This is a genomic window from Mesorhizobium sp. B2-5-11 (assembly GCF_006440835.1).
Lineage (GTDB): Bacteria > Pseudomonadota > Alphaproteobacteria > Rhizobiales > Rhizobiaceae > Mesorhizobium.
Map to the genome: position 1 here is coordinate 1,128,016 of NZ_VFUK01000001.1, position 22,932 is coordinate 1,150,947.

Sequence of the window (22,932 nt, forward strand, 5' to 3'; positions counted from 1 at the left end):
CCGACAAAATACCCCGAATGAGACAATCGATTGCCGCTCGATACCAAGCATTTGATATCGCATCATTATTTCTGCCTTGTTTGGCCCCGAGCAGCGAAATCTAAGACCGCTGCTCCAAAGAAAAAAAAGCCCGGCGCGTTGCGGCACCGGGCATCAGTATTTCAAGACGATTGCGGAAAGTTAAGTTACATGAACGCCTTAGCACCGAATAACCCGGTTGCGCAAGATTATTCGTTGGCATCTTCACACACCGCAACGCTCACTGGGCAACCGGACGGCAGCAACGCGATTGTCGATATTCGATTTATCCATGATACCGACAAGGCGCGACCAGCGATCCCGACGCGCGGAACCTTGCAGCAGCTTTGGACCACCATTCTAAACTACCAATCGCAAGGTTTTGGCGTTTTCATCAACTGCAACGAAATGGACGGCAATGGCTTGACGCTCGCCAACGTCCAATCGATCCGCGTTCACGTGATCGACCTCGACAACCTAAGCGCCGTCCAGAACTACGAACGCGCCTCGCAATTCAATCCGCCACCGTCGTTCGCGGTTCAATCTTCACCGGGACGTTTCCATGTCTATTGGACGGTTCAACCCTACGTCGGCAACGAGCGGGCCACGTCGATTAACCGCCGTCTTCGGGCGCTATTCGACGGCGACAAAGCCGTTGTCGATCCCTCACGCGTCTTACGCCTTGCCGGGACGCTGCACGTTAAGAACCCATCGCAGCCTCACTTAGTCACGTGTTGGGCGCTCGGCGGCTATGGGAAGCGCCTCGATCCGGCAATGTTGGAAATCGCCCTGGCATCGGTCAACGTGATCGACGGCGGGCAGGGCGGCCGGCATGAGCTAGGCGAGCCGTCGCTTGCCGCTCCATCGCTCGCGCATGTGCGCCACGCCTTGGATTTGGTCGATCCCAATGACTTGGAACGCAACGCGTGGATTTCGACGCTTGCCGCTGCGAAGCAAGCCGCGTGGACGCATGGGACGGCCGACGAAATCGACGCCATGTTGATGGCGTGGTGTAGCCGATACAAAGATGACGATCCGGGCGATGATCGTAAGCAGATTGCCAGCATCCGCGACACCGAACTTGGTTGGCCGTCGCTTGTCCGTCGCATCCCGGTATTGCGGGCCGAAACGCTGTTCGGCGGCGCGACCTACCGTCTGCCGTTCGGCGCGTCCTCGACGCCGCTACAGCCGCAGCAACGGCCCGCGCCATCATCGACGCAATTTGGCGAGTTTCTGACACCCCAAGAGCAACAGATATGGTTTCGGGATTGCGTCTTGATCGGTCCCGAAAACCGCATCATTGGACCGCGCGGCATTAGGTACGATGTCGGCAGCTTCAACGCTTCATATGGCGGCAAGAAATTCATTATCGACGCAACGGGAAAAGCGACCGACGAAGCATGGAAGGCCGCAACGCGCTCGACAGTCTGGACCGTGCCGAAAGTCGATGGCACGTGCTTTCGTCCCGATCTGCCGACAGGCGAGATTACCGGCGACGGGTTGGGGCGATCCTATCTCAACACCTACGTTCCCGCGCGCATCGAAACCCTTGCGGGCGATCCGACGCCATTCTTGCGTCATTTGGCGTTGGTTCTGCCGAACCCGGACGATCAACGCATTTTGCTCGAATTCCTCGCGCATAATGCTCGCTATCCCGGCCACAAAATACCGTGGGCTCCGTTGATCCAATCCGTTGAAGGCGTCGGAAAGAACGTTTTCAAGCAAGTGATCCGCCACGCCATCGACAAGCAATATTTCTACCAGCCGAAGGCGAAGCAGTTGAATGACAGCGGCAGCAAATTCAACGGTTGGATGGATGGCCGACTGTTTTTCTTGGTCGATGAAATCAAGACCGACGACAAGCGCGATATGGTCGAAACCCTCAAACCGTTCATCACCGAAACGGAACTTGAAATAGAAGGCAAAGGGGTCAACCAACGGATGGCCGACACACCGTCCAATTGGATGTTCTTTTCCAACCACAAAGACGCAATTCCGATCACTGCCAATGGCCGACGTTTTGCAATCTTCTACAGCCCAATCCAGACGCTTGACGATCTGCGCTCGCGCGGAATGGACGATGCCTATTTCAACGACCTTTACGCGTGGCTTGGTGATCATCAGAACGGCCATCACAAGACCGGCTTGAAGATCGTCGCCAATTATCTGTTGACCTACCCAATTGAGCGCGGCGCGCTACCGACTCGAGCGCCGGCTACCGGCAGCACCGCAGAAGCGTTGATCGAAAGTCGAGGCTGGTTAGAGCAGTTGATTGCCGAAGCTGTGGAAGACGGCTTGCCGGGCTTCCGTGGCGGCTGGATCAGCACGGCGGCAGTCGCGGCTTTGTTGTTGAAACGTGGAAACAAACCCGTCGCAGCTAGAACGCTCGGCACGGCCTTAAGCGAACTCAAATATCACAATCGCGGCCAAGCTGGACGGGCCTATTTTCAAGATGACCCGAACAAGCGCGGCTATTTGTGGAACTCCGATCCGGGCGCAAATATCGGCAATTATGGTCGAGCCCAAGGGTACGAATAATTATGCAATTTGCGGCCGGTTTGATCGGCAATTTCAAAGCGTCAATCGAAGCGCCGCCAACCCACTGAAATTCCTCCAAAATCTTTGGTCGCTTTGATTGCTCAAAAATCCCCTATACCCGGCTCTGCCACGCGCGGACGGCGCAGTAATTACTATAATTGCCGGTATTTTATGTATCTCTCTTTCTCTCAATATAGAAATATCAAAGCGATTAAACCGGGTAGCTCTCAACCCATTGAAAAACCCGCGAAAATGGCCGCTCTAATATCGGTTCGGATTGGAGCGCGATTAGAGCGTCAAAGCGCCAGTCGCTAATTTGCCGTCTCGGCCCGCCAAATTGCAGCAAATTACCCGTACGCGAACCCGGCCGCTATTTCACGCCTCAACACCGCGAATAACACGTTGAATTCGTTGCGGATTGATCGTCGTGAGCATTTAATCATTGATTTGCTGCTCAATTGCTGCGGTCGTTTGCGATGGTCGGTACGAAGAACATCGTCGAATAGTCCACACAATAATCGCGATGTTGGCAATTTTATATTTGATTGGCATGTCAATGGATCGGTCAATGCGAAATATATACGCTATTAAGCTCGAGGACATGTTGACATATACGCTTTATAAGGGAAAGTTTACTGCGAATCAGCAAGCTAAGAGGAACCCGACATTATGAAAGCCACACTCGCCAACACTGACCGAGCAACAGTCTTTAACGTCGCCCATGAGGATGGTCGCAGCGCCACGGCGGCTTTCGCGTCCAGCCTGTCTGCATCGACAAGCCCGGTATCTTCACAGGCTGCTCGCGTCGTTGCTGCCGTGGGATCGTATAATGACCGCATTGCCGGCAACGTGGCGCGGTTCCAACCGGACGCTCGCAGCGCCGCGAACCGCAAAGACGCCGCCGATATCATGGCATCGCCCGTGCAGGCATTGATCGAAGCCGGCATTGCCGAAGGTCGCGCCGCCGCTGCCGCCGCTGCGAATGCTGCCGCCGTCGATCCGGGCAACGCCGCGCTACGCGTACAAGTTCGGGACCGCTTCACCGCTATGGATGCCGCTGGTCAGGCAGCCTTCGCACAGCGCGCCTCGCTAGAAGAACTCGCGGCGCTCATGGAAGCCGGTCGGTCCTATTTCGAGGCTACGCCCGATCCGGTCTGGCAGATTGTCGAAGATCAGTATGTCATCAAGCGTCACATCGTCCGATCTGGCTTACAGGCTGAATTCCAGCGCCGGCCCGATTTGAACGACCCGTTGGCTTTTGGAGCGGATGAAGGCGCTGCCATGGACGCCGCCCGCCAATCGTTGAACGCTCTGCGGGATCGATCTGGCACGGTCGATGAGGTTCGCAGCGCAGTGCAATCCATCATCGACGTTGTGGCGGTGGCGACCGATCTTTCGCGGGATCAGGCTTACCGGCTTCTGACAACGGGCAAGATCGCGGAATGATCAGCCTTGCTCGTACCGTAGCATTGCCGACGAAAGCGACGATGAGCGCGGCAGAGATACAGACCGCGCTCAACGCCGACCGGCGATTGATTGAAAAGTGGCGCATTCGCTACGGGTTCCCGCGACCGTCGCAACGGGACGGGAAAACCACGCTTACACCCACAGCCGAAATAGCCGCATTTCTCAATGAGCGCGGCTGTCGGGTGTCTTGGTGCTAACCGCTATTTACCGAATAGGACCGAATGGGAAACGGAATTGTGATGGACGACAGGGACAAACGCACCGGACGGTTCCTGCCGGGGAATAAGCTCGGCGGGCGGCGCGGCGCGATCTCTCATCGCCGTCGGGCTTTGGAGCATCTTAGCAGTCACGGCGATGCGATCATAACGACCGCCATTTCCGCCGCGCTTGGTGGCGATACGCAACTGCTTTCGCTGTTGGTGAAGATGCTCATTCCCACCGGTGGCATACCCGCCGAAATTCCAAGCGGTGATCCAATCGAAGCGTATTCCGAAGGCGAGATCAACAGCACCGAATTGCGTCAAATCATGACTTCGGTCGAGAAGGCGAGGCAACTGGACGCCACTCACAAGGGGGACGCCCGCAAGGAACCGCAGCGAACTACAGTCCTCGTTGATGAAGACGCTGCGGAAATCTATCGCCGGATGATTGAGACACCATGACAACGCACCAAGAGACAGTCGCGATACCGTCTTGCGAGCTTCTGGACGAGACGTTTTCCGCATCGATATTCGGATGGGATATGCAGCGGCTGTACTACATGCAGTCGTTCAACTCATTTCCGATCCCTTTCCGGTGTGGACAGATGTTGGTCATACGGACCAACGACATTGCACGGTGGGCGCTGAATCGCCGCTATGCCGTAACCCGGTACACGATATAACCCACAAGGAACTCGGCAAATGAGACTGGAAACAGCGTCAATTCACTACTTGGACGATGCAACACTGTTCATTGAAATCAAGGACGGTCAGATAGTCCAATTCTCGAACCTAAACGGCAAGTCGGTGCCCATGCCGAACTCATGCAGGATCGCATTGGTGTTTGACCCGTTTGGGGAGATCGAAGCGGGCGAGTCAATCACAATAGACAAGGGCAATTCGCAATGATCACGCAGCTAATCTTTGTCGAAAGCGCGAAGTTGTATATTGCGCTGGCGACGAACGGAAAGATTTTCCAGATACAGAAAAGCACCAATCCGCAAATCAATCCCCACGCGATCCGAGTTGACGAACTGGACGCCACGACCGAACGCACAAACGTCCACGTTGCCGACCGCAACGTTTATGGGGACCGGTCCAAGCTCTATTTGGACGCGGCTGATATCGTCACATTTGCAGCGTGGTTGCATTCCGAACTGCCGAACGCATCGACCAAGGCATTTGGCAAGGCGATGTTCGGCTACTTCCCCGGATCGCAGTACTTCAAGGAAGTGCTTACCGCAGCCGGGCAGCTAGTGTGCGCACCGGAGCTTAAGCGACCGCCGCAGGGCGATGAGCATTTTTACATCGACAAGGCCAAAGCCATCGATCCGGACGGATGGGCCGAGTTGGTCGCAGAATATGCGGCGTCAATTGCGCCCAAGTCGGTTCAATGACCGGAACATCAAACCCGAACAGAAGCCTGGGCTGTTTGTGCCATGGGAAAAGCCCGCCTAAGCGGGCTTAACCTTAGTTGTTCAGACCGGATTGGCGGGCAGCATGTCGGCGGGCGTGTACTACTTCACCTCTGTATCCTTGAGGTCCAATGCTTCGCCGTTTAAGAGCTTCATGTTCTCCTCTTTCGTCAGTCCTTCGGAGAGCATTTTGATCGTTTTGCGTTCAACGGAGGGATTATTGCACCCCTTCCGACAAATGCCCAGGTTGTCAAAGAATGCGTAGCAAATCTTCGGTTCCGGGCACGAAATAAAGCAGCCCCCGCCTACATCGCAATTATTCGCAAAAGCTGAGGTAAAAGCGCCGAGCACAAACGCAAAGCTCAAAAGGAGAGCCTTCATGACATCCTCCTGAAAAAATACGTGCGGAGTAATGTTTACCACGCTGTGGCTATAGGCGCAATTGCGGCGACGTCGGTCGGTAGTTTGCCCTGCTACGATGAGCGAACCGGCGATCCCTCACAAAGCATCGTTGATGGCAGCATACACGCCCGCCTGGACGTAGCGCTGCGCGATCTGCGCGAATGGCATATCCTACGTGCATGGTGCAAAAACTGCTCACATCATGTCGACGTTAAATCTGAAGCGCTTATCAAGCGCTATGGCAAAGATGCGCTGTTCAGCACTATTGAGCTGCTTTGCTTTGCAGGAACTGCGACCGTGGCGGGCCGGTCAGGCTGGAATTCACAGTTTGCGAAGAGCTAGGCGAGACGAGAGAGCAGCAAACATTCAGACAGGCGCTAGCTCGAATCGAACGCACGCGGATTTCGCAACCAATACAAGGTGCAGCGGTGCAATTGGCACCGCCTTGCGCGGGTGGGGTAACCGCAGGGGTAGCGGCTATGCCAACCAGATGCCAATCAACGAGAGTACAAAGCTCAGCAGAGCAATCCAAAAGGCGAAACGGGTATCGAAAAAAAGCGTGTCTCGAATACCGGCAAAGAGCGCCCAATCCGGGTGATCAATTATCTCGCGAGTGATATGCGATGGTGGGCCGAAGGGATATTTCTTCCCGTCGGAATATTCGTCAAACAGCTTCCCGAAAAACCCCGCTACCTCGAGCTGAACCGCTGCGACGATCCCGGCGAAGGTGGACGCCGTCAGAAACAATTTCGAGGTTCGAGGATCGCCACTCCAGGCACTCAAAATCGCGAGACCAGTCGCAACGACTGTTAGAGCTAGCATCAAAATTAGGGCCGCTTTGCTGGTCCGTTTCATCGTCCCTCCGAATCGCCCAAAAACGCTTGCGTATGGCTACTGCGCCAACTTACCTTGGGCTCTGATTTGCTGCTAGTCCGGTCGTGTGTGCAGCCGTTCTGTTGCGTTCGATGCCCTTACGGTCAAGGGCGATACGGTTCAACGAGCGTTCCGAGGGTAGGCAGAAAAATGATTGGCGTAGTTCGACGTCCTCTCCGTATTCTGACAAAAATATTCGCGGACTCTGCTTATCGGCGTGAGATAACTCAACGATCATCGGGGCTCCTTTTATGGTCGCAATTGGCGGTAATCGGACGATCGCGCGCGGTACGGATGACCATCCTAATACCCCTTATAGGGACGGTTATTATATTTAATCAGAATTTTCATAGCGTATTTCAATTTAGTACAAAATTCATACGTGATATTGGGGGCGATGCCGGCTCAACCAGTAACGGAACCGGGTTCTATGCGAATAACATTTATTTTTTATATTTTGGTCTGTGCTCATTGGGATTTGGATCGTTTATATTCAACGTGTTGTGCCCAAGCGCGGTAAAGAATGAGCCAAACATAGACGCGTATTTATCTGCAACCAATTTGCGTGAAAATAGCGTCGTAGCGAAGTCAAATTTACAATTCGTGTTGAACGCATATTGCGATCATGTGGGATATTTTGATGAAAAAAGCACCTCTCTGAATCCAGAGTATCCTCCAGAAGTTGAGGAAGATTTCAGCCAGCTAATACACGAGATGTTTGACGCAACGATGAATCTTCCTGAACAGAAAGAATGGGCAGGTGTCAGAGAGACAAATGCCGACCCGTCAGAAACCGAAAATGAGTTTCTTTTGTCGATGTATACAAGCTCAGGGTATCCGAACATAAATCAGATAGCATACAATGTATGGAGTAGCCCGAAGGCAATATGGGCCTTTACCATGCCGTTCAAAAATCTGTCGTCGGTTCACGCGAAGGATATAGCTTTCGTGCTGTATAAAACTCTCAATTATAGCCGTTTTAGAGCGCGCCTGTACGTTTTCATGCTCTACACGATTGGTTTCTCGTTGTTGCTTATTCCGACCATGGTAACATTTGTGCGGCTCGCATGGCATTCGTTAATGTCGATGTCGGGATATGTGTATTGAGGCCCACTTCACTTATAATCAGTGCAGCCCCGACCTCGCAATAATGCTAGGGCGAGCCGCAATCAGGCTGCGGAAATGCCGGTGGAATCAACATGGAGTTGGAGCGGACGGATGCCCTCTAAGGGGAATACAGATATCCCACCCCTAGACGAAGCGCCGCCGAAGCTAACCATCAGGGACTACGTGGAGGCATTAGCGGAGTTCGATGCTGCCGTCTGTGAAGCTCTTGCTGTAGGGCAAGCTGGCGGCCCGCGCGAGGCCGTTCCATACTTTGGCTACGGAACCCACATTTTCACGCGATTGTGCGCGCACGCGATAGGCATCATTAGGGCCGCCCCAAGATCGCGATGGGTGCAGTCAGACAGCGAGTTTTGGGATTTTTCAGCAATCGCGGGCCACGTGAGGGCGCTGATAGAGGGGCGTATGCTCTTTGCCTATATTGTCGACATCCCCGAAAATTTCGACGAGTGGGGCGCGAAGCTGGACGTAATGAATCTCTACGACTGTTGTCGTCGTCAGCGCCTGTTCGCGGGCCTTGGGCACAAGGATCAACGGGACGGCTTCAAGGAGCAGGCAGCGGAAATTCGTTCGCGCCTCACAAACAATCCTTGGTTTACCAAGCTTGATGACAAGCTTCAGAAAAAACTCTTGGAAGGGAACGACCTCACTATCTGGACGCGCAACGAACAGCTTGAACATGTCGGCATTGAGCCGAAGTACTTCTATTGGATGTGGGACACCCTGTCTCAACACACCCACGTGCTTACATTCTCATTTTATCGGCTAGAGGCAAATGGCAGGGGAACGAGTATTATGAACGAGGTCGATCTTGGATATCTCACCATGTTCTTACAGGTAGCAACTTCAATGCTGACACCCTGTATCGACAAAATGGTGGAGATGTTCCCTGACAAGGTCGATGCTCGCAAAGGGCTGGATTCGAAATTCTCGCCCGGCCCTAGGCGCAACCTCCCAAGGCACAAGAAACGTGGCATCTGAGAGGGAGTAGGATTTGGTGCCGCCTGAGGGACTCGAACCCCCGACCAATAGTTTACAAAACTACTGCTCTACCATCTGAGCTAAGGCGGCACATTTACCCGTACGTATACCCCTGAAACCCGGATTTGAAAAACGTTAGGGCTTTCCAAATCCTTAGCTGATTGATCCAGCGAATTACAAAACCGCTGCTCTACCAGCTGAGCTACAAGGGCATGCGGCACCGGTTAGCCATATTTGCGGCGCCAGTAAAGACAAATGTCGGTTTTGAGGCGCTCATGAACGCTGCCGGGCAACAGGCACGGCATCCTGAAAACGGCCAATTCGCTTCCTATATCTACGGCAGGTGCAATCGCTTGGGCGAGGCTGTCGCATGATCAGATTTGTCATCATCCTGCCGATCGTCGTCATAGCCTGGATGCTTCTGGTGAAGCTTATCAGGAGCGTCAAGAACGCCAATATCGACTGGACCGGCGTCACCACCATCATCGGCTTCATCGCGCTCGCCTTCTGGCTGCGCCATGTCACGGGCATGGGGTGGTGAATAGTAGTCAGTAGTCAGTAGTCAGTAGTCAGTAGTCAGTAGTCAGTAGTCAGCCTGCTGCTCATAGCCTACTACTCACTACTCACTACTCACTACTCACTACTCACGATTCATCCCGTCTCCGGCCTTGCCGAAAAAAATCTCCTCCACCTTTCGAACCTTTTCCCGCGCCGCGCCGACTGATGGTCAGAGGCGAATGGGTCGCCTCGATCAAAAGATCCAGGAGATCATCATGTTCCAGCGCACTCTCGTTTCAGGCCTCGTTGCCATTTTCGTCGCCACCGGCGCGCTCGCCGGCACCGTCGGCACGTCGTCGGCCCACGGCATGCACGGCCACCATCATCACCACAACCATCACAAGAAGCACTTCAAGAAGTTTTGGTGGAAGCACCATAACCATCATTACCACAAGCACGGCAAGGTGATCATCTTTCTTTGATGGAGGGACCCAATTCTCCCGAAAGGGCGGCTTCGGCCGTCCTTTTTCGTTGGGCGAAATGGGACCGGTCATCAATGTCTAGCCAGGCCCTTGCAGGCCGCCGTCAGCACGACCTCCTCGGTTCACGTTCAAAAAAGATTCGAACCTTTTTCTTGTGCCGAACGACAGATGATCAAGAGGCGGATGGGTCGCCTCTCCAAACGAAGCAAGGAGATCATCATGTTCAAGCGCGCACTCGTTTCCAGCCTCATCGCCACCACCGTCGCCGCCACCGCTTTGGTCGGCACCGTTCAGCCTTCGGCGGCTCATTCGCATCACCACCACCATGGCCTCGGCATCGGCATCGCCGCCGGCGTCGGCGGTTTTGTCCTGGGCAGCCTGCTTGCCCAGCCCCGCGCTGTCTATGTGGATGAGGACGGCGGCTCGTGGCATGTCCGCCGCTGCTTCGATCGCTATTCGAGCTACGATCCGGACTCCGACACCTACATCGGTTACGACGGCTATCGCCATTACTGCCGTCTCTGAGAGGAGGAGCACCGTTCAGCACCAGAAGAGGGGCTCAGGCGAGCCTCTTTTCTATTGCTTGGACAGCGGCACGCCTGTTGGATAGCCGACTTTCAATGAGATGCCTGAAAGTCCTCGGTTTTGTCGATGCGATCGGCAATGTACAGGCATTTCCCGAAGGCCTAATCTGCTTTGGCGATGATCTGCGGGCGATATGGGGGAGGGTGATCCTTGGACGAGCAGGACCCGAAAGAGGAACAGGTCGAAATCATTTTCCGCAACGGCACGGTCACGGCCGTCGGCATCCTGCTGGCGTTTTCCCTGGGCTTCATCACGCATTGGGCCGCCAATCCGATCCCGTGGCAGACCTATCATCTCGTCGCCGTGCTGCCGATCCTGGCCGGCATCGCCTTGCAGATGCGGGCATTGTCGCTTCTGCTCGACACAAAGTGCCTGCGGCTGAGCGCCTATGAACGCGCCAACCGCATCTTCATCACCGGCCTCGTCTTCACCGCCTGCGGTGTCGGCATGGCGATCCTGCTCGATTTCTTCGATCTTGCGAGCAGAAGCGCGCTGCCCGGAGCAGGTTGATCATCCGGTTTGCACGCCGCCGATCATCTTTGTGACCTCGGCCGCGGCGCTGTGCACCAGCGGGCCGATCTCGGCCAGCCTCTCAGGCGTCACCCGAACGGTCGGCCCCGACACCGAGACACCGCCGATCGGCTCGCCGAATTCGTTGAAGATGGCTGATGCCACGCAGCGCATGCCTGGGTGCCGTTCCTCGTCGTCGACCGACCAGCCGCGCAGCTTGATCGTCGCGAGATCATGCGCGAGGGCAGGGATGTCGGACAGCGTCCTGTCGGTAAAGCGCTGCAGGCCGGCCTTGCGCAGGATGGCTCCGACGCGCTCCGGCTCGAGATGGGCCAGCACCGCCTTGCCGATGCCGGATGCGTGAAAAGGGCTCCGCGTGCCCGGTCGGAAGAAGGCGCGGATCGCCTGGTGGGTCTCGACCTGACTGACGAACACCACGCAATCGTCCTCGGCGACGCCGAGATTGGCGGTCTCGCCGGTTTTCTCCATCAGCTCCTGCATGACGATGCGCGCGCGGTCGACCAGCTTGCGGCGGCGCAGGAACGCCGCGCCCATCCGGTAGGTCTCGACGCCGATCGACCAAAGCTGGTCCGAACTGTCGAACTCGACCATGCCGTGGTTTTCGAGCGTCGTCAGCATGCGGTAGGCGGTAGAGGCAGCCAGGCCGCTTTGCGCGGATATCTCGCTCAGCGACAGGCCGCTGCCTTCGGCAACGATGGCCAGGATGCGCAAGGCCCGGTCCAACGACTGCACCGAAGCCGCTTCCGACGGGCCGTTGAAGGCGCGCGGCCGGCCGCGCTGGCGTTTTTCAGCGGTTTCCATTTACGCCATCATGCCCGATTTTCCCGAACGGACAATGAAAAAGTTTTTCACGCGTTCTGCATTGCCACTATTTGGAAAACAAAAAGAGAAAGGAAATCAAATGACAACGGCAGCTTCCTAGAAATGAAAAAATATTCTGAAAAAATTGAAAAATAGCGGGCTTGCTGACATTCTCGGTTATCCAACAATCACAACCCTGTGGAGGGTCGGAACAATGGCCAGGATGCGCGCTGTCGATGCTGCGGTTCTCGTTCTCGAAAAGGAAGGCATCGCCTGCGCCTTCGGCGTGCCGGGCGCGGCGATCAATCCGCTCTACTCGGCCCTGAAGGCGAGGGGCACGATCCGCCATGTGCTGGCCCGTCATGTCGAGGGCGCGTCGCACATGGCCGAAGGTTTTACCAGGGCCAAGGCAGGCAATATCGGGCTCTGCATCGGCACCTCAGGCCCGGCCGGCACCGACATGATCACCGGGCTCTATTCGGCATCAGCCGATTCCATCCCGATCCTCTGCATCACCGGCCAGGCGCCGCGGGCGCGGCTGAACAAGGAGGATTTCCAGGCCGTCGACATCGCCGCCATCGCGTCGCCCGTCGCCAAATGGGCGGTCACGGTCATGGAGCCTTATCTCGTGCCGATGGCGCTTCAGAAGGCATTCCACCTGATGAGGTCTTCGCGCCCGGGACCGGTGCTGATCGACCTGCCGGTCGACGTCCAATTGGCCGAGATCGAGTTCGACATCGACGCCTATGAGCCGCTCGCGCCGTTCAAGCCGGCGATGACGCGCGCCCAGGCCGAAAAGGCTCTGGCGATGCTCAACGCCGCCGAAAAGCCGCTGATCGTCGCCGGCGGCGGCATCATCAATGCCGATGCGTCGGACCTGTTGATCGAGTTCGCCGAAATCACCGGCGTGCCCGTCATCCCGACGCTAATGGGCTGGGGCGCGATCCCCGACGACCATCGGCTGATGGCCGGCATGTGCGGCCTGCAGACCTCGCACCGCTACGGCAACGCAACGATGCTCGAGGCCGACTTCGTGTTCGGCATCGGCAACCGCTGGGCAAACCGCCACACCGGTTCGGTCGATGTCTACACCAAGGGAAAAAAGTTCATCCATGTCGACATCGAGCCGACGCAGATCGGCCGCGTGTTCGCACCAGATCTCGGCGTCGTCTCGGATGCGGGTGCCGCACTGAAGATACTGCTCGACGTCGCTACCGAATGGAAAACGGCCGGAAGACTGCGCGACTGGTCGGGCTGGGCGAAGGAATGCCAAGGCCGCAAGAAGACCATGAAGCGCAAGACGCATTTCGACCAGGTGCCGCTCAAGCCGCAGCGCGTCTATGAGGAGATGAACAAGGCGTTCGGGCGCGACGTCACCTACGTCACCACGATCGGCCTGTCGCAGATCGCCGGCGCGCAGTTCCTGCATGTCTACAAGCCCCGCAACTGGATCAATTGCGGCCAGGCCGGCCCGCTCGGCTGGACACTGCCGGCAGCCCTTGGCGTGCGCGCCGCCGATCCCGACCGCACCATCGTGGCGCTGTCGGGCGACTATGACTTCCAGTTCATGATCGAAGAACTGGCGGTCGGCGCGCAGCACAGGCTGCCCTACATCCACGTCGTCGTGAACAATGCCTATCTCGGCCTGATCCGCCAGGCGCAGCGCGGCTTCTCGATGGATTACGAGGTCAGCCTTGCTTTCGAGAACATCAACCGGTCGGACGATCCCGAGGCCGGCTACGGTGTCGACCACGTCGCTGTTGCCGAGGCAATGGGCTGCAAGGCGGTCAGGGTGCGCAAACCGGAAGAATTCGCCGGTGCCTTCAAGCAGGCGCAGCGGCTGATGAAGGAGCATCAGGTTCCCGTAGTGCTCGAATTCATCCTCGAACGCGTCACCAACATCTCGATGGGCACCGAGATCGACAAGGTCACCGAATTCGAGGACCTTGCCGAACACCAAGAAGACGCCCCGACGGCGATCGTGATGCTGGACTAGGAGAAAAAGAATGCCGCGTTTTTCCGCCAATCTTTCGATGCTCTTTGGCGAGCACGATTTTCTCGACCGCTTCGATGCCGCCGCCCGCGCCGGCTTCAAAGGCGTCGAATATGTAGGCCCCTATGACCATGCCCCCGAGATGGTGGCCGCGCGGCTGAAGAAGAACGGCCTGACACAGGTGCTGTTCAACCTGCCGGCCGGCGACTGGGGCAAGGGCGAGCGCGGTATCGCAGTGCTGCCGGACCGTGTGCCGGAATTCCGCCAGGGCATCGCCAAGGCGATCGCCTATGCGCAGGCGCTCGGCTGCTCACAGGTCAATTGCCTGGCCGGCATCGCGCCCGCCGGTGTCGACCGCAAGGTGCTCGAGGATGTCTTTGCCGAGAACCTCGCCTTCGCGGCGGAGAAACTGGAGCAGGCCGGTATCAAATTGCTGATCGAGCCGATCAACACGCGCGACATTCCAGGCTTCTTCCTCAATTATTCCGACCAGGCGCTGGCGCTGATCGACCGCGTCGGCTCGAAGAACCTGTTCCTGCAATACGACATCTACCACATGCAGATCATGGAGGGGGATCTCGCCCGTACCATGGAGGCAAACCTCGGCCGCATCGCGCATATCCAGCTTGCGGACAATCCCGGCCGTCACGAGCCGGGGACGGGCGAGATCAACTATCCCTTCCTGTACGAGCATATCGACCGCATTGGTTATTCCGGCTGGGTCGGCGCGGAATACAAGCCGAAGGCCGGAACTGAGCAAGGGTTGGGGTGGTTCCGGGAACTGGCCGGGCAGGGAAGCGCGGCGGCTTAGCTGTCGAAATCGAACTCGCGTTCCTTCACGCCCTCCTCTGGCCTGTCGGCCATCTCCCCCACCAAGGGCGGAGGTTGGATGTCACCGGCGGCTTCGCTAAATTTTGAACCGGGAAAGTTGGGGCCAGCGCCGAAACTGCCAATCTCCCCACCTGTGGGGGAGATGGCCGGCAGGCCAGAGGGGGGCGTGAAGGAACGCAACCTCAACAAGACGGAGAACCACAATGGAAACCATCGGCTTCATCGGCCTTGGCATCATGGGCGCGCCGATGGCGGGACATTTGCTGGACGCCGGCTACACGGTGATCGCCAGCGACCACCGCTCCAGGCCACAGGCCGAACTGGTGGCCAAGGGACTGAAAACTGTCACCGGCCATGCCGCCGTGGCGAAGGCCGCCGATATCATCATCACCATGGTGCCCGACACACCGGAGGTGGCCGAGGTGCTGTTCGGCGACAACGGCGTCGCATCAGGTCTTTCCAAAGGCAAATTGGCCATCGACATGAGCTCGATCTCACCGATCGAGACCAAGGTCTTCGCCAAAAAAATCAACGAACTGGGCTGCGACTATCTCGATGCGCCGGTCTCGGGCGGCGAGGTGGGAGCCAAGGCCGCATCGCTCACCATCATGGTCGGCGGCGAGGAGAGGGCGTTCGAGCGCGCCAGGCCCGTTTTCGAGAAGATGGGCAAGAACATCACCCTGGTCGGACCGAACGGCGTCGGCCAGACCACCAAGGTCGCCAACCAGATCGTCGTCGCGCTGACCATTGAAGCCGTCGCCGAAGCGCTTGTTTTTGCTTCGAAAGCCGGCGCCGACCCCGCCAAGGTCAGGCAGGCGCTGATGGGCGGGTTGGCCGCCTCGCGCATCCTCGAAGTGCATGGCGAACGCATGGTCAGGCGCACCTTCGCGCCGGGTTTCCGCATCGAACTGCACCAGAAGGATCTCAACCTCGCCCTGGAAGGCGCAAGGGCGCTCGGCGTCTCCCTGCCCAACACGTCGACCACCCAGCAACTGTTCAATTCCTGCACCGCCAATGGCGGCGCCAGGGAGGATCACTCGGCCCTGGTCAGGGCGCTGGAGCGGATGGCCGGGCATGAGGTAGGGCAGTAGGGCAGTAGGAGCCGCCCGTTCCGGCCGATTTGGAAACCCTACTGCCGTACTGCCCTACTGCCTCAAGAATTTCCGTGCCGCATAAAGGCTTACCGCCGCCGCGTTCGACACGTTGAGCGAGCGGATGGCGCCGGGCATGTCGAGGCGAGCCAGTGTCGTCACCGTCTCGCGCGTCTTCTGGCGCAGGCCCTTGCCTTCCGCGCCCAGCACCAGGGCAAGCTTGTCGCCGGCAAAGCTCGTTTCGAGTTCGGCCGGGCCGTCCGAATCGAGACCGATTGTCTGGAAGCCGGCCTCGTGCAGTTGCGCGAGCGCGTCGGCCAGGTTCTTCACCTCGATCTGGTCGATATGTTCGAGCGCGCCCGAGGCTGATTTCGCCAGCACGCCCGATTCCTGCGGGCTGTGGCGCGCCGTGGTGATCAGCGCGCCGGCATCGAAGGCGACCGCCGAGCGTAGGATGGCGCCGACATTGTGCGGATCGGTGATCTGGTCGAGCACCAGCACCAGCTTTGTATTGCCGAGAGCGTCGAGGCGCTTGGGCTTCAGCGGCTCGGCCTCGATCAACGCGCCTTGGTGCACGGCATCCGAACCCGTGATCTTGTCGATGTCCCTGGGTTCGACCAACTCCGCCTTGAAGGGCAGGGCCGCGAGGTCGGCCAGTCCCAGCCGCTCGGCGGCATTGCGCGTCACCAGCATTTTCCGGATCTTGCGGCGCGGATTGTCGAGCGCCGCGCGCACCGTATGCAGGCCATAGAGCCGCACCAGCCCGTCGGCTGCGTTCTCGCCCGGCGGCATGGGCTGGCGCGGCCGGAATGCCGGCGCGCCGCCGCTCTTTTCGTCGCGGTGTGCACGACGCAGCTTGGCGTAGTGGGTGTCTTTCGGGGTGCCGGTCTTGTTGCTCATGGCCGGCTTCTATAGCGGTCTCCGGCGGCCAGGGATATGGCCCGTCGCCGCAGCCGGCGAACAACATCGAAAAACCCTTGCCACGCGGTTGACACCCACTGGCCTTGCCGCCATAAGGCGCTTCGCTGATTTCGGAGAAGTGATACTCGGGTCCGGATCGGCAAGAATGCCTCGTTGCATGGCTCCGGCGGCAGACTGGAGAGGTGCCCGAGTGGTTAAAGGGGACGGACTGTAAATCCGTTGGCTTAGCCTACGTTGGTTCGAATCCAACCCTCTCCACCACTGCCGGCCCGGAAGCCCTGAAACGTGAAAGTGTCGGAGGCGAAAAGCGCATGGCGCTTTTCCGTGGAATCCGGTACTTCAGTGCACGGCGCGGGTATAGCTCAGTGGTAGAGCAGCAGCCTTCCAAGCTGAATATGCGGGTTCGATTCCCGCTACCCGCTCCAGATCTCCAACCCACGCCATCGGCAAGCTGAAACACTGCGCGGCCAGGTCGCGCAGCGCTCCAGAGGATGGCTGTCCGCTCGCTTCAGCTGTTGAAGGCCGACGCGACCTGGTGTTGCTGCGGCACCTGGCCGTTCGGCGTCAGCTTGTCGACGATGCCAGGCAAGGCCGTGCTCAATTGCTTGAGCAGTTCCTGCTCGTCGAGTCCCGTCCGTTGCGCGATCTCGCGGATGACCTGCGGTCCGATCGCGTTGCCCAGGTCGTTGGCGTTGATCGGCTGGTTCTGGCCGGTGCCGACCCAGGAATCAGCGACGTTGCCGTGGCCGGAGTTCTTCAATTTGTCGAGCAGGCCGCCCAGTCCGCCAAGCAGGCCGCCATCGCCGGCCGTGGTTTCACTGGGCTCGGCCGGTACGGGAGCTTGGGGTTGCTCCGGCTGTTCGGCACTCCTGCCGCTCAGCATCTTTCCGACCAGCAGCGCGCCGAGCGCGATCATCAGGGGTTTGGTGATGTTGCCGCCCGGAACGGCATTGTCAAACAGTCCCATCGTGGATCTCCTTGTCAACCAAGCCCGTCCCATCGTCACAATGACGCAATCGGGCGGAATTTCAAGCTGGCTTGAGCTTTTGACAATCATATGAAAATGATGGACGCGGCAGGGGATTGGAGAGGAAAAATGTCAATCATCAGCTGGATTATTCTGGGAGTCATCGCCGGCTTTCTTGGCAGCAAGATCGTCAACAAGAGCGGCCAGGGCATGATCATGGATATCGTGCTCGGCATTGTCGGCGCCATTGTCGGCGGCCTGATCTTCAGCGCTTTCGGCGCGTCGGGCGTGACCGGTCTCAACATCTACAGCCTGATCGTCGCGGTGGTGGGCGCCGTGGTCGTGTTGTGGGCTTACCACCAGTTCGCCGGCAAGCGGACTATTTAGCACCAGTCCCATTCCGAAGGTTCGGGATGGGATTTTATCCGTTCGCTTGTCCATGACCTTTCCCGAAACCGGATCCCGCCTTTCGGGTCATGCGCCGTCGTCTGTCCATCATCGGCGGTGTTTGCCACCGCGGAGCGCCGTCTGGCGCGTCCTATCCGACCCTCTTGAGGATCTCGCGGGCAGCGTGTTGAGCTTTGCGGCGAGACCCCGGCGATGATCGGCCGCAACTGGAGCCGACTTAGGCCACGACAGTCAGCCGGCGCCTGCGCTGGTCGAGCGAGACGATGGCCAGTCCGCTACCCACAACCAGAAGGATGCCGCAGATCGCCAGTGCGTTGGGGAATTGTCCGAACACCAGCAGGCCCGAAATCATCGCCCAGACGGTGAAGCAGTAGTAGAACGGCGCCACCGCGCTGGTCGGCCCGACGCGATAGGCCATGAAGATGAAGAAATGGCCGAAGATCAGGAAGAACCCGGCTCCGGCCATGAGCAGCAAATGATGTGCTCCGGGCATGATCCAGCGCTCTGAAACCAGGTGTGCCGCACCGGCGCCGATCAGCACCACGACGACGGCGGAAATCGCCACGATCATTCCCGGCACCTCGGCCGGAACCCGCCTGCCGGTGAGATCGCGCGCGGCCGACAATGCCGCGTTGCCGAGCGCCAGCAAGGCGTAGACCGAGATGCCCTGCATGGTCGGTTGCGCCACCATCAGCGCGCCGATGAAGCCGAGACCGATCAGCGCCATGCGCTGGCCGCCGATGCGCTCGCCGAACAGGATAGAGGAGCCGACCAGCATCAACAGCGGCGTGACCTGTCCGAGCGCGGTGGAATCGGCAATCTGCATGTTGGCGAGCGCCACCACGTAACAAAGGATGGCGGCCAGTTCGAGCAGGTTGCGGTGCAGCACGCGCTTGTCGAAGATCAGCGGGATCTGTTTGCCATAACCAAGCGCAAACAGCAGCGGAAAGCCCCAGAGCGCTGCCGCCGCGCCGCGCAGGAACAGCACTTCATAGGACGGCAGGCCCGCCGTAGCGAGCTTCATCATCGTATCGTTGACGAGATACGACCCGGTCGAGACGATCATGAACAGGGGGCCGCGAACGGCTGTCGGGATGAAATGCATCGGTGCAGGAAATCAGAGCGGGAACACCGCCGCAATGGGCCATGAAGCGCCGACAAATCCGACAGCGACCGACGAGCGGGGCGCGGGAGGCCGGCGCGATTGCGCAGGGGTTTAGGCCATTCCATTTCACGCGACACGTTCCTATATCAGCGCCATATCCCCGCAATCGGATCACGGGTTCGGGCCGAGTGAGAAGGCGCCCGGGCAAAAGACGCTTGTGTTTTTTGGCCTTTGTCGCTAATCGCCCCGCATTCGACTGAACTGAAGGTCCAGGCCGTCCAAGGAAAGAGACTATGGCAAAAGGTAAATTCGAGCGCACCAAGCCGCATGTGAACATCGGCACGATTGGCCACGTTGATCATGGCAAGACGTCTTTGACGGCAGCGATCACCAAGTATTTTGGCGAATACAAGCGCTATGACCAGATTGACGCGGCGCCGGAAGAGAAGGCGCGCGGCATCACGATTTCGACGGCTCACGTTGAGTACGAGACGGAGAACCGCCACTACGCCCATGTCGACTGCCCCGGCCACGCCGACTATGTGAAGAACATGATCACCGGTGCCGCGCAGATGGACGGCGCGATCCTGGTTGTGTCGGCCGCCGACGGCCCGATGCCGCAGACCCGCGAGCACATCCTTTTGGCCCGCCAGGTCGGCGTGCCGTCGATCGTGGTGTTTTTGAACAAGGTCGACCAGGTCGACGATGCCGAGCTGCTTGAGCTGGTCGAGCTCGAGGTTCGCGAATTGCTGACCAAGAACGAGTTCCCCGGCGACGACATTCCGATCGTCAAGGGTTCGGCGCTGGCGGCTCTGGAAGATTCGGACAAGAAGATCGGCGAGGACGCGATCCGCGAGCTGATGGCTCAGGTCGACGCCTACATCCCGACGCCGGTTCGTCCGCTCGACAAGCCGTTCCTGATGCCGATCGAGGACGTGTTCTCGATCTCGGGCCGCGGCACGGTCGTGACCGGTCGCGTCGAGCGCGGCGTGGTCAAGGTCGGCGAGGAGCTGGAGATCATCGGCATCCGTCCGACCACCAAGACGACCTGCACGGGCGTCGAGATGTTCCGCAAGCTGCTCGACCAGGGCCAGGCGGGCGACAACATCGGCGCGCTGCTGCGCGGTGTCGACCGTGAAGGTGTCGAGCGCGGCCAGGTTCTGGCCAAGCCCGGTTCGGTGAAGCCGCACAAGAAGTTCGTGGCCGAAGCCTACATCCTGACCAAGGACGAGGGTGGCCGTCACACGCCGTTCTTCACCAACTACCGTCCGCAGTTCTACTTCCGCACCACCGACGTGACCGGCATCGTGTCGCTGCCGGCCGGCACCGAGATGGTGATGCCTGGCGACAACATCACGGTCGACGTCGAGCTGATCGTGCCGATCGCCATGGAAGAGAAGCTGCGCTTCGCCATCCGTGAAGGCGGCCGCACCGTCGGTGCCGGCATCGTCGTCACCATCAAAGAGTAATCGACACCGGCATCAGCCGGATCGAGAAGGAAGGGCGGTCCTCGGGCCGCCCTTTTTGTCGGCGACCGAAGATCAGCGCTGGCATGGCGGGGCCGACACGCGGTCGAACGGTAGCCGTGTCATCGAACTGGCCATCGAGCCAGGTTGAGGCTTGCTCGATTTTTCCGCTATCGTCGCTGCAGGCGGCGCTGGGCGGAGGTCAAGTATGAGCCAGGATGTTCCGACTCTGTACGAATGGGCCGGCGGCAGCGAAGCGCTCAACCGGCTGACGCAGACGTTCTATGACAAGGTGGCGCGGGATCCGGTCGTCGGGCCGGTGTTCAAGCATATGTCGCCCGACCATCCCGCCCATGTCGCGGCCTTTATCGGCGAGGTTTTCGGCGGGCCGAAAACCTACAGCGAAAAATTCGGCGGCCACCGCGAGATGGTGATGCATCATCTCGGCAAGCATTTGACGGAGGAGCAGCGCCGCCGCTGGATCAACCTGCTGGCCGATGCCGCGGATGCCGTCGGGCTGCCTGACGATCCGGAGTTCCGTTCCGCCTTCATGGGCTATATCGAGTGGGGATCGCGGCTCGCCAGGATGAATTCCAATCTCGGCGAAACGTGCGACCCGGAGACCGAGCCGATGCCGGCCTGGGGCTGGGGCGTGCCCGGCGGGCCTTACCGGGTCCCGGACACCAAATAGCGTCCAACGGATACACGGGCCGGCCGGCAAGATCTCCGCGAACAGCATGCCGGCGCACTTGAGCATGAAACCGGAGATCGATGGCGGCGGGCTGGTCGTCGACCATCCCGATTTCCGGGAAAGGGGATGAAGGCGCGTTTGCTTGCAAACCGCTCTTTACAGAGCGCGCGGAAGCTTTTAGGAAGCCCCTGCTGCGCCGAGGCGCACGTGTACGGGCATAGCTCAGTTGGTAGAGCGGCGGTCTCCAAAACCGCAGGTCGTAGGTTCGAGCCCTGCTGCCCGTGCCATTTCGAGAAATGGCACGCCAAAACAAAAACTCAGCCATTTCCTAAACGGCCATCAGAAACGATATTTCTGCGGGCTGCCCTTTGAAAATCGGCGACCGGCTTGCCATATTAGGCTGATTGAGGCATAAGGGCGCCATAGCCGGGACGGAACGACTGGATGGTTCCGAGGCGGCGTTTGGTCATAAAGCGGACACTTGCCACTTGCGTGGATCAAGAATCGGTTTTATGTAGACGAAACAGACACGCGACGCGTGGAGCTGGGAAGCCGGCTTTACGCGTCTGATTTGCATGGGCGAAATGATTGCGCTGATTCGGCGCGAAAATGGACCCAGGCGGCACGTCCCGGCCAGCGGGATCATCCAGGAGACCCGGCCAACGGGTCTTGAAGACAGAGCGGCATATGGCTTCGAAAACCACAAATCCTTTCGTCTTTCTCCAGCAGGTTCGCGCGGAGACCGCCAAGGTGACTTGGCCGTCGCGACGCGAAACGATGATCTCGACGGTGATGGTTCTGGCTTTCGCTGTGATCGCGATGATCTTTTTCTTCACCGCCGATCAGCTCATGGGCCTCGCGGTCGAACAGATTCTGGGCATTGGACGCTAAGTCCGGCGATTACGGAGAAGTCGTGAAATGACTACGCGCTGGTACATCGTCCACGCCTATTCGAACTTTGAGAAGAAGGTCGCCGAGGACATCGAGAACAAGGCCAAGCAGAAGGGCCTGTCCGCCGATATCGAGCAGATCGTCGTGCCGACCGAGAAGGTCGTCGAGGTTCGTCGCGGCCGCAAGGTCGACGCCGAGCGCAAGTTCTTTCCGGGCTATGTGCTCCTGAAGGCCAACTTGACCGACGCCGTGTTCTCTCTGGTCAAGAACACGCCGAAGGTCACCGGGTTTTTGGGCGACTCCAAGCCGGTGCCGATCACCGAGGCCGAGGCGCAGCGCATCCTGAACCAGGTGCAGGAAGGCGTCGAGCGGCCGAAGCCCTCGGTTACTTTCGAGATCGGCGAGGCGATCCGCGTCTCGGATGGCCCCTTCGCGTCCTTCAACGGCTTCGTCCAGGAAGTGGACGAGGAGCGGGCGCGGCTCAAGGTGGAAGTTTCGATCTTCGGGCGCGCCGTGCCTGTCGATCTGGAATTCGGACAAGTCGAAAAAGGCTGATCCGAAATCCCTGGCGCCGTTCCGGTGGTCAGGGGAGGCGGCGCGGCAACGCGCAGGCCTGAGAACGGTGGGAGGCGAATGCGGCTTTAGCCGGCCG

Annotated in this window: 25 protein-coding genes and 4 tRNA genes; 22 read left to right on the forward strand and 7 right to left on the reverse strand. The window is 58.8% G+C overall.

Going from position 1 to position 22,932, the window contains the following annotated elements; all coding sequences use genetic code 11:
• Positions 1–30: 30 nt before the first annotated feature.
• The 5 genes from FJ490_RS05730 (at position 31) to FJ490_RS05750 (ending at position 5,620) form a co-directional block, all read left to right on the forward strand.
• Positions 31–2,556: a DUF5906 domain-containing protein gene (locus FJ490_RS05730; RefSeq protein WP_140728312.1), complete on the forward strand. Its 2,526-nt coding sequence runs from the start codon at positions 31–33 to the stop codon at positions 2,554–2,556.
• Positions 2,557–3,225: 669 nt separating this feature from the next.
• A complete protein-coding gene (locus FJ490_RS05735) occupies positions 3,226–4,002 on the forward strand; it encodes a hypothetical protein (protein ID WP_140728313.1) in 777 nt (258 codons plus the stop codon).
• A gap of 260 nt (positions 4,003–4,262) precedes the next feature.
• Positions 4,263–4,685 (forward strand): hypothetical protein, encoded by a 423-nt coding sequence (locus tag FJ490_RS05740; RefSeq protein WP_140728314.1) that lies wholly within the window; start codon positions 4,263–4,265, stop codon positions 4,683–4,685.
• Positions 4,686–4,925: 240 nt separating this feature from the next.
• Positions 4,926–5,132 (forward strand): hypothetical protein, encoded by a 207-nt coding sequence (locus FJ490_RS05745; RefSeq protein WP_140728315.1) that lies wholly within the window; start codon positions 4,926–4,928, stop codon positions 5,130–5,132.
• Positions 5,129–5,620 carry a hypothetical protein gene (locus tag FJ490_RS05750; RefSeq protein ID WP_140728316.1) on the forward strand — a complete coding sequence of 164 codons (492 nt, stop codon included), beginning with the start codon at positions 5,129–5,131 and terminating at the stop codon, positions 5,618–5,620. The genes FJ490_RS05745 and FJ490_RS05750 overlap by 4 nt, the downstream gene beginning before the upstream one ends.
• A 120-nt stretch (positions 5,621–5,740) precedes the next feature.
• Here FJ490_RS05750 and FJ490_RS05755 read toward each other — a convergent pair whose 3' ends face one another.
• The gene (locus tag FJ490_RS05755; protein ID WP_140728317.1) at positions 5,741–6,019 is read right to left on the reverse strand and encodes a hypothetical protein; all 279 of its coding nucleotides are present in this window, start codon (positions 6,017–6,019) and stop codon (positions 5,741–5,743) included.
• A 498-nt stretch (positions 6,020–6,517) separates the two neighbouring features.
• Positions 6,518–6,895: a hypothetical protein gene (locus FJ490_RS32605; RefSeq protein ID WP_181165111.1), complete on the reverse strand. Its 378-nt coding sequence runs from the start codon at positions 6,893–6,895 to the stop codon at positions 6,518–6,520.
• A 312-nt stretch (positions 6,896–7,207) separates the two neighbouring features.
• Here FJ490_RS32605 and FJ490_RS05765 point away from each other — a divergent pair, with 312 nt between their 5' ends.
• Positions 7,208–8,020, forward strand: coding sequence for a hypothetical protein (locus tag FJ490_RS05765; RefSeq protein ID WP_140728318.1), 813 nt, complete (start codon positions 7,208–7,210; stop codon positions 8,018–8,020).
• A 75-nt stretch (positions 8,021–8,095) separates the two neighbouring features.
• Positions 8,096–9,019, forward strand: coding sequence for a hypothetical protein (locus FJ490_RS05770; protein ID WP_140728319.1), 924 nt, complete (start codon positions 8,096–8,098; stop codon positions 9,017–9,019).
• 14 nt (positions 9,020–9,033) lie between these two features.
• On the opposite strand, the gene FJ490_RS05775 is transcribed toward FJ490_RS05770, so the two are convergent.
• Positions 9,034–9,109: transfer RNA gene (locus FJ490_RS05775), tRNA-Thr, on the reverse strand.
• Between the two features lie 280 nt (positions 9,110–9,389).
• Between FJ490_RS05775 and FJ490_RS05780 the strand changes: the two genes are divergently transcribed.
• From FJ490_RS05780 to FJ490_RS05795, 4 genes are all read left to right on the forward strand, one after another.
• Positions 9,390–9,560: a hypothetical protein gene (locus FJ490_RS05780; RefSeq protein ID WP_140493589.1), complete on the forward strand. Its 171-nt coding sequence runs from the start codon at positions 9,390–9,392 to the stop codon at positions 9,558–9,560.
• 232 nt (positions 9,561–9,792) lie between these two features.
• Entirely contained in the window at positions 9,793–9,999 is a 207-nt protein-coding gene (locus FJ490_RS05785) for a hypothetical protein (protein WP_140493585.1), read from the forward strand.
• Between the two features lie 219 nt (positions 10,000–10,218).
• Positions 10,219–10,524, forward strand: a complete 306-nt coding sequence (locus FJ490_RS05790; RefSeq protein WP_140493582.1) for a BA14K family protein — start codon at positions 10,219–10,221, stop codon at positions 10,522–10,524.
• 210 nt (positions 10,525–10,734) lie between these two features.
• On the forward strand, positions 10,735–11,094 hold the full coding sequence (locus FJ490_RS05795; protein ID WP_140493579.1) for a hypothetical protein: 360 nt from the start codon (positions 10,735–10,737) through the stop codon (positions 11,092–11,094).
• On the opposite strand, the gene bhcR is transcribed toward FJ490_RS05795, so the two are convergent.
• Positions 11,095–11,916, reverse strand: a complete 822-nt coding sequence (bhcR, locus tag FJ490_RS05800; RefSeq protein ID WP_140517623.1) for an HTH-type transcriptional regulator BhcR — start codon at positions 11,914–11,916, stop codon at positions 11,095–11,097.
• 214 nt (positions 11,917–12,130) lie between these two features.
• Between bhcR and gcl the strand changes: the two genes are divergently transcribed.
• From gcl to FJ490_RS05820, 3 genes are all read left to right on the forward strand, one after another.
• Entirely contained in the window at positions 12,131–13,912 is a 1,782-nt protein-coding gene (gene gcl / locus FJ490_RS05805; RefSeq protein WP_140728320.1) for a glyoxylate carboligase, read from the forward strand.
• Between the two features lie 10 nt (positions 13,913–13,922).
• Positions 13,923–14,720: a hydroxypyruvate isomerase gene (hyi, locus tag FJ490_RS05810; RefSeq protein WP_140728321.1), complete on the forward strand. Its 798-nt coding sequence runs from the start codon at positions 13,923–13,925 to the stop codon at positions 14,718–14,720.
• A 223-nt stretch (positions 14,721–14,943) separates the two neighbouring features.
• Positions 14,944–15,831, forward strand: coding sequence for a 2-hydroxy-3-oxopropionate reductase (locus tag FJ490_RS05820; protein WP_140728322.1), 888 nt, complete (start codon positions 14,944–14,946; stop codon positions 15,829–15,831).
• Positions 15,832–15,885: 54 nt separating this feature from the next.
• Here the strand turns inward: FJ490_RS05820 and FJ490_RS05825 are convergent, their stop codons facing one another.
• Positions 15,886–16,731 (reverse strand): RNA methyltransferase, encoded by an 846-nt coding sequence (locus FJ490_RS05825; protein ID WP_140584196.1) that lies wholly within the window; start codon positions 16,729–16,731, stop codon positions 15,886–15,888.
• 197 nt (positions 16,732–16,928) lie between these two features.
• Here FJ490_RS05825 and FJ490_RS05830 point away from each other — a divergent pair.
• Positions 16,929–17,013: transfer RNA gene (locus tag FJ490_RS05830), tRNA-Tyr, on the forward strand.
• 90 nt (positions 17,014–17,103) lie between these two features.
• Positions 17,104–17,177 (forward strand) — tRNA-Gly (locus FJ490_RS05835).
• A gap of 83 nt (positions 17,178–17,260) precedes the next feature.
• Here the strand turns inward: FJ490_RS05835 and FJ490_RS05840 are convergent.
• Complete coding sequence (locus tag FJ490_RS05840; RefSeq protein ID WP_140493557.1) at positions 17,261–17,719, reverse strand: YidB family protein; 459 nt, start codon at positions 17,717–17,719, stop codon at positions 17,261–17,263.
• 129 nt (positions 17,720–17,848) lie between these two features.
• On the opposite strand from FJ490_RS05840, the gene FJ490_RS05845 reads away from it, so the two are divergent.
• Positions 17,849–18,106, forward strand: a complete 258-nt coding sequence (locus FJ490_RS05845; protein WP_140493554.1) for a GlsB/YeaQ/YmgE family stress response membrane protein — start codon at positions 17,849–17,851, stop codon at positions 18,104–18,106.
• Between the two features lie 238 nt (positions 18,107–18,344).
• On the opposite strand, the gene FJ490_RS05850 is transcribed toward FJ490_RS05845, so the two are convergent.
• Positions 18,345–19,232, reverse strand: coding sequence for a DMT family transporter (locus FJ490_RS05850; protein ID WP_140493546.1), 888 nt, complete (start codon positions 19,230–19,232; stop codon positions 18,345–18,347).
• A gap of 293 nt (positions 19,233–19,525) precedes the next feature.
• Between FJ490_RS05850 and tuf the strand changes: the two genes are divergently transcribed.
• The 5 genes from tuf (at position 19,526) to nusG (ending at position 22,835) form a co-directional block, all read left to right on the forward strand.
• The gene (gene tuf / locus FJ490_RS05855; protein ID WP_140515452.1) at positions 19,526–20,701 is read left to right on the forward strand and encodes an elongation factor Tu; all 1,176 of its coding nucleotides are present in this window, start codon (positions 19,526–19,528) and stop codon (positions 20,699–20,701) included.
• Positions 20,702–20,906: 205 nt separating this feature from the next.
• A complete protein-coding gene (locus FJ490_RS05860; protein WP_140501616.1) occupies positions 20,907–21,389 on the forward strand; it encodes a group II truncated hemoglobin in 483 nt (160 codons plus the stop codon).
• 211 nt (positions 21,390–21,600) lie between these two features.
• A tRNA-Trp gene (locus FJ490_RS05865) sits at positions 21,601–21,676 on the forward strand.
• A 400-nt stretch (positions 21,677–22,076) separates the two neighbouring features.
• The gene (secE, locus tag FJ490_RS05870; protein WP_013531408.1) at positions 22,077–22,280 is read left to right on the forward strand and encodes a preprotein translocase subunit SecE; all 204 of its coding nucleotides are present in this window, start codon (positions 22,077–22,079) and stop codon (positions 22,278–22,280) included.
• A gap of 27 nt (positions 22,281–22,307) precedes the next feature.
• On the forward strand, positions 22,308–22,835 hold the full coding sequence (gene nusG / locus FJ490_RS05875) for a transcription termination/antitermination protein NusG (protein ID WP_140501620.1): 528 nt from the start codon (positions 22,308–22,310) through the stop codon (positions 22,833–22,835).
• Positions 22,836–22,932: the final 97 nt, after the last annotated feature.

Coding starts and splice junctions, on each gene's coding strand:
- FJ490_RS05735 (WP_140728313.1), top strand. CDS start 3,226: ATGAAAGCCACACTCGCCAACACTGACCGAGCAACAGTCTTTAACGTC.
- FJ490_RS05740 (WP_140728314.1), top strand. CDS start 4,263: ATGGACGACAGGGACAAACGCACCGGACGGTTCCTGCCGGGGAATAAG.
- FJ490_RS05745 (WP_140728315.1), top strand. CDS start 4,926: ATGAGACTGGAAACAGCGTCAATTCACTACTTGGACGATGCAACACTG.
- FJ490_RS05750 (WP_140728316.1), top strand. CDS start 5,129: ATGATCACGCAGCTAATCTTTGTCGAAAGCGCGAAGTTGTATATTGCG.
- FJ490_RS05755 (WP_140728317.1), bottom strand. CDS start 6,019: ATGAAGGCTCTCCTTTTGAGCTTTGCGTTTGTGCTCGGCGCTTTTACC.
- FJ490_RS32605 (WP_181165111.1), bottom strand. CDS start 6,895: ATGAAACGGACCAGCAAAGCGGCCCTAATTTTGATGCTAGCTCTAACA.
- FJ490_RS05765 (WP_140728318.1), top strand. CDS start 7,208: ATGACCATCCTAATACCCCTTATAGGGACGGTTATTATATTTAATCAG.
- FJ490_RS05770 (WP_140728319.1), top strand. CDS start 8,096: ATGCCGGTGGAATCAACATGGAGTTGGAGCGGACGGATGCCCTCTAAG.
- FJ490_RS05780 (WP_140493589.1), top strand. CDS start 9,390: ATGATCAGATTTGTCATCATCCTGCCGATCGTCGTCATAGCCTGGATG.
- FJ490_RS05785 (WP_140493585.1), top strand. CDS start 9,793: ATGTTCCAGCGCACTCTCGTTTCAGGCCTCGTTGCCATTTTCGTCGCC.
- FJ490_RS05790 (WP_140493582.1), top strand. CDS start 10,219: ATGTTCAAGCGCGCACTCGTTTCCAGCCTCATCGCCACCACCGTCGCC.
- bhcR (WP_140517623.1), bottom strand. CDS start 11,916: ATGGAAACCGCTGAAAAACGCCAGCGCGGCCGGCCGCGCGCCTTCAAC.
- gcl (WP_140728320.1), top strand. CDS start 12,131: ATGGCCAGGATGCGCGCTGTCGATGCTGCGGTTCTCGTTCTCGAAAAG.
- hyi (WP_140728321.1), top strand. CDS start 13,923: ATGCCGCGTTTTTCCGCCAATCTTTCGATGCTCTTTGGCGAGCACGAT.
- FJ490_RS05820 (WP_140728322.1), top strand. CDS start 14,944: ATGGAAACCATCGGCTTCATCGGCCTTGGCATCATGGGCGCGCCGATG.
- FJ490_RS05825 (WP_140584196.1), bottom strand. CDS start 16,731: ATGAGCAACAAGACCGGCACCCCGAAAGACACCCACTACGCCAAGCTG.
- FJ490_RS05840 (WP_140493557.1), bottom strand. CDS start 17,719: ATGGGACTGTTTGACAATGCCGTTCCGGGCGGCAACATCACCAAACCC.
- FJ490_RS05845 (WP_140493554.1), top strand. CDS start 17,849: ATGTCAATCATCAGCTGGATTATTCTGGGAGTCATCGCCGGCTTTCTT.
- FJ490_RS05850 (WP_140493546.1), bottom strand. CDS start 19,232: ATGCATTTCATCCCGACAGCCGTTCGCGGCCCCCTGTTCATGATCGTC.
- tuf (WP_140515452.1), top strand. CDS start 19,526: ATGGCAAAAGGTAAATTCGAGCGCACCAAGCCGCATGTGAACATCGGC.
- FJ490_RS05860 (WP_140501616.1), top strand. CDS start 20,907: ATGAGCCAGGATGTTCCGACTCTGTACGAATGGGCCGGCGGCAGCGAA.
- secE (WP_013531408.1), top strand. CDS start 22,077: ATGGCTTCGAAAACCACAAATCCTTTCGTCTTTCTCCAGCAGGTTCGC.
- nusG (WP_140501620.1), top strand. CDS start 22,308: ATGACTACGCGCTGGTACATCGTCCACGCCTATTCGAACTTTGAGAAG.